Origin of the sequence: uncultured Lamprocystis sp. (assembly GCF_903933125.1) — a bacterium.
In the GTDB taxonomy this organism is placed as follows: domain Bacteria; phylum Pseudomonadota; class Gammaproteobacteria; order Chromatiales; family Chromatiaceae; genus Thiodictyon.
The window spans coordinates 1-4,353 of the sequence record NZ_CAIZIZ010000136.1 but is presented as its reverse complement, the minus strand read 5'-3'; the positions used below and the strand labels follow the sequence as shown (position 1 = coordinate 4,353).

The following is a 4,353-nucleotide window of genomic DNA, read 5'->3' as shown; positions in this document are numbered from 1 at the left end:
GGTAACGACCCGGCCCGCATCGCGGCCATCTTCCATGAGGCGCTCCAGGAACAGGCCGGCGCCTTCCAGTCAGTGGTTTTCGCCATCGCTGACTGGTCGCCGGAGCGCCGCTTCCTGGCCCCCTTCGCCGCGGAGTTTCAGAGCAGTTGATGCCGATCGGCAACCGCCGCGATCACGATGCCAACGAGGACATCATGAACGAACTCATTCTGTTGCCCTGTCTCGATTCCGCGGAACGGGCGGCCCGCTGCCGCGCGGTCCTGGACATCCCCGCGGAACGGGCGGCCCGCTGCCGCGCGGTCCTGGACATCCCGCGGGCACGTGCCGCTGAACTGGGTCGCACCGCGGTCCAGGCCGCCGCGACCGGGGTCTACACCAGCGCCGAGGGCACGCTCGTGCACTGGCAGGCGGCAGTCGCCCAAGCCGTGGCCGCCAAACGCAGCTTGCCGCCGGATGCTGTCCTGCCGGTGGCCGCGGTTGCTCGGTCTGCCCTGACCAGAGTTCAAGTCGCCAACGAAACCACCCTCACGGCAGCCCGACGACTAGCCGACGCGGCGGCCGGGTGTGTCCCAACGTCTTGACCTGAAGCGCATTCACAGGCAGCCCCCGTAAGGACATAATGGTGTGGCGTGAAGAATCGGCTCCCATCAAACAACGACGGACGGACCCATGGACCACCGCCACCTGTCCACCCGGCTCGCGGCCTTCCTCGCCGAGGTTTTGCCGAGCCTATCCGATCACTGGTGGCAGACCCACATCCTGGACGAGCTGACCTTTCAGCAACGCAACCACGTCGACACCGCGGGTCACACCCGGCTCGACCAACTCGACCTGGCTGCCCTGCTGCGGATCGCCGACCGCAACTGGTCCGAGATTGCCCACGCAGCTTCCTTGCCGCCAACGGCAAGGAACTGGCTCAAAGAGGCCCAGACTATCCGCAACCGCTGGGCGCACGCTCCGGTCAGCGGCATCCCGGACGACGAGCGCTACCGCGACCTCGACACCATCGAGCGGCTGATGCAGGCCATCGGCGCCGACCAGCCCACGCTGGCCGACATCCACGCCGAGCGAACCGCGCTCCTCGCGCAACTGGCCGGGTCCGCCAAACCTGCCGATCAACCGTCCGCAACGGCATCGCAAGGGGCCTTCGACCCCGGCCAACTCGTCCGGCTCAAGGCCCAGCCCACCGTCACCGGCGCCGTGGTCGCGCGCGTCACGGCCGACCCCGAGGACCGCTATCAGGTCTTCCACGACGGCGCCGTCGCCACCTATTACGCCTCTCAGATCGAACCGGCCGCACGCCCCAGCGTTACCCCGGCCGCACTGCACGCCGCGCTCACCGCCGCGCAACTGCGCCACCCGAGCATCGGCAACCTCTACTCGCTCTTCGCGTCGCGCATCCAGTTCGTCCCCTACCAGTTCCGCCCGGTGATCAAGCTCATCCAGGCCGACCGGCCCCGGCTGCTCATCGCCGATGAGGTCGGCGTCGGCAAGACCATCGAGGCCGGGCTGATCCTCAAGGAGCTTCAGGCCCGCCGCGAACTGCGCACCGTGCTGGTCATCTGCCCCAAGCCGCTGGTTGCCGAGCGCAAATGGCTCGAAGAGATGAAACGCTTCGACGAGCGTTTCGACCACCTGGACGGCCCGACCCTGCGCTACTGCATCGAAGAGACCCACCTGGACGGCGTCTGGCCGCAGCAATACGCCCGCGCCATCCTGCCCTATTCGCTGCTGGACGAGGCCCTGCTCATGGGCGACACCGAGCGGCGGCGCCCCCGGCGCGGCTTGCTCGGTCTGGACCCGCCGCCCGCCTTCGATCTGGTCATCGTCGACGAGGCCCACCACATCCGCAACACCGAGACCTGGGCCTACCGGGCGGTCCGCTGGTTCTGCGACAACGCCGAGGCCGTTGTCCGGATCGAAGCCACCCCCGTCCAACTCGGCGACCCCGATCTCTACACCTTGCTCCACCTGCTTCTCCCGGACCTTTTGCCCAGCAGTCGCGAGCTCGCAAGCCGCGTCTTCGGCCTCGCGTCCTACTTGGAGTCCATCCTCGACCGCCACCTGTCCCAACTGGAGTACCCAAGCCGCCACCGGCCACGCCCGCGGTGTGGCTCAGGACTTGACCAAGGTCCTCAATCGTGGCGTCATTGGAACAATGAACGCCAGAAAGCTCTTCGAGCGCCGTCAGACTTTCCGCTCCGGCCTGATCGAAATGGTCATCTGGCAACTCCCCAGGCCGATGCGGAGCGCCCGCACGGGCTGAAGTACCGTTTAGTGTATATTCGGGACCGGCAGCGTATCGTCGGCTACGACAACGAGCGCGGCAAGGGCGACCACAAGCACCTCGCAGGACGGGAAGAACCTTATACCTTCGTCAGCGTCAGGACTTTGCTCGACGATTTCTGGGCCGATGTCAGGAGACTGACCGATGACTGAACGACGCATCCTTCGCATCGAGATCTCGACCCCGCAGGCCGCGATGGAAGCGTTCGCGCAAACCTGGGAACGCTTGGAACGGGGCGAAGCCGTCACCCCAGTTGAATCCATTGGCTTCGAGAGCCTGTCTGAGATGCTCAGTACCCTGACGCCAAGGCGTTGGGAACTGATACAGACAGTCAAACGCCGCGGACCCACACCCATCGGGGAACTTGCTGAACCAGTCGAGCAGGACAAGATCCCTGGCTGCACCGATGTCGGGACCTTGGTCGATTTAGGTATCCTTGAAGTCGACGACCGCCAACGCGTATTCGTACCTTGGGATGAGATCGACCTGCGGGTACCGTTAGCCGCTTGAGATTACAGCATGTCAAGAATCAGTTATACCTGTGACCGGCCGAGGCTCGCTGACTCGCGCGCCCGCGACTACTTATTTGAGTATAGTACTGCCAAGATGCCGCCCCGGGCATCTATGATGCTTAAGCAATGGATCACGTAGCCAAACATGACCGAAAATCATCACGACCTAGTTCACATCCCCAATCTCCCGAGCTATACCGAAGTCCGCAGGCTCATCGCCATCTGGACGGGTACGACTAGCCAAACTGCCGTCCGCGATATGGTCGCCGCGGTATGGGACCATACCGGCACGCCCCAAAATCAGGTCGATTGGAGCAACCCGGACGAATGGATTATTCAACGCCTCTCCGGCGAGTCCGCGGCGTTAGCTGGCCGAATCTGGAAGGAAAGCGGTGAGACCATCAACCCCCGCTACCTTTACGGCGCTTACCGGTTTATCGCCACTTACAAGCTGCTGATGCCTGACAGCAGTGGCATATACCGACTGTCCGACATCGGGCAGGCATTTCTCGACGACGATATCGCCACGGTCCGCAAAATCGACGAGGCCGAAGGCATCCCGATTCTACTCTCCATCCTCGCTGCGCATTCGCCGGGCAAACGTGGCGATCTGCTCGAAGACTGGGGGAGTTTTCTGCTGGCCCACTCAACCTCCAGGACTCCTTCGACCATCAAGCATACGCTACGTTATCGTATGCTCAACGTCGTCGAACGCGGCTACTCCACTCGGGCAGGCAATACCTACGCCATCACCGAGAAAGGCATCGCCTACGCCGCCGATTCGAGCGCGACGCCGGAGCAGCATCCGCATCAGCGGGTACTCAGCGCCATTAAGAACTACAACGATGATCAGGTCACGGCACTCCGGGAGCGGCTCGCCAAGATGCATCCCTACCGGTTTGAGGCTCTCATCCGGGACCTGCTTGAAGCGATGGACTACGAGGACGTTGTCGTAACCAAACAGAGTGGCGATAAAGGTGTCGATGTGATCGCCAATTACCAGTTCGGCATTACTCAGATCAAGGAAGTAGTCCAGGTGAAGCGCCATCAAGGTTCTATCACGCGCCCGGTGCTCGATCAGTTGCGCGGCGCGCTGCCCTACCACCAGGCGATTCGCGGCACGATCATTACTACCGGCCGCTTCGCCAAGGGCTGCACCGAGGCAGCCCTGTACCCCGGAGCCGCACCCATCACTTTGATCGATGGCGACAGGCTCATAGACCTCCTACTCAAACATGAGGTCGGCGTCAAGAAGCGGCCCCAATCCCTGATCGAAATTGACGACAGCTACTTTGCCGAGGGTAACGCCGACAGCGAAGCAGAGCCAGCCCTGGATTCGACGGAGGAAATGGGGCCATGATCGGCAAGATTGGGCAGCGCAGCATCGTCATCGGCGCTGGTCGCCCTGCTCCACAGCAGTTCCAAATTTGGGTGGCCGCCGCCGACCGCGTCCCGTCGGCAAGGCTGCTGGTGGATGCGCTGCGCTTATCCACCCTACAAAACCGGCTCCGCTGTAGGGTGGATAAGGCGCGCCGCTCGGTGTCAGGGATCCGG

At 63.3% G+C, this 4,353-nt stretch carries 4 protein-coding genes and 1 pseudogene; all 5 read left to right on the top strand.

Going from position 1 to position 4,353, the window contains the following annotated elements; translation table 11 throughout:
* Positions 1-149 precede the first annotated feature (149 nt).
* The gene (locus tag QZY03_RS06460; protein ID WP_295579260.1) at positions 150-581 is read left to right on the top strand and encodes a poly(ADP-ribose) glycohydrolase domain-containing protein; all 432 of its coding nucleotides are present in this window, start codon (positions 150-152) and stop codon (positions 579-581) included.
* 88 nt (positions 582-669) lie between these two features.
* Positions 670-2,439: a DUF6516 family protein gene (locus QZY03_RS06455; RefSeq protein ID WP_295579258.1), complete on the top strand. Its 1,770-nt coding sequence runs from the start codon at positions 670-672 to the stop codon at positions 2,437-2,439.
* Positions 2,432-2,797: a hypothetical protein gene (locus QZY03_RS06450; RefSeq protein WP_295579256.1), complete on the top strand. Its 366-nt coding sequence runs from the start codon at positions 2,432-2,434 to the stop codon at positions 2,795-2,797. Before QZY03_RS06455 ends, QZY03_RS06450 begins: the two co-directional genes overlap by 8 nt.
* Before the next feature lie 147 nt (positions 2,798-2,944).
* Positions 2,945-4,159, top strand: coding sequence for a restriction endonuclease (locus QZY03_RS06445; RefSeq protein ID WP_295579254.1), 1,215 nt, complete (start codon positions 2,945-2,947; stop codon positions 4,157-4,159).
* Positions 4,156-4,353: pseudogene (locus QZY03_RS06440) on the top strand (hypothetical protein); the annotation flags it as partial. The gene QZY03_RS06445 and the pseudogene QZY03_RS06440, both read left to right, overlap by 4 nt.

Excerpts from the sequence above, each read along its gene's own strand:
- QZY03_RS06450 (WP_295579256.1), top strand. The coding sequence starts at position 2,432 with ATGACTGAACGACGCATCCTTCGCATCGAGATCTCGACCCCGCAGGCC.
- QZY03_RS06455 (WP_295579258.1), top strand. The coding sequence starts at position 670 with ATGGACCACCGCCACCTGTCCACCCGGCTCGCGGCCTTCCTCGCCGAG.
- QZY03_RS06445 (WP_295579254.1), top strand. The coding sequence starts at position 2,945 with ATGACCGAAAATCATCACGACCTAGTTCACATCCCCAATCTCCCGAGC.
- QZY03_RS06460 (WP_295579260.1), top strand. The coding sequence starts at position 150 with ATGCCGATCGGCAACCGCCGCGATCACGATGCCAACGAGGACATCATG.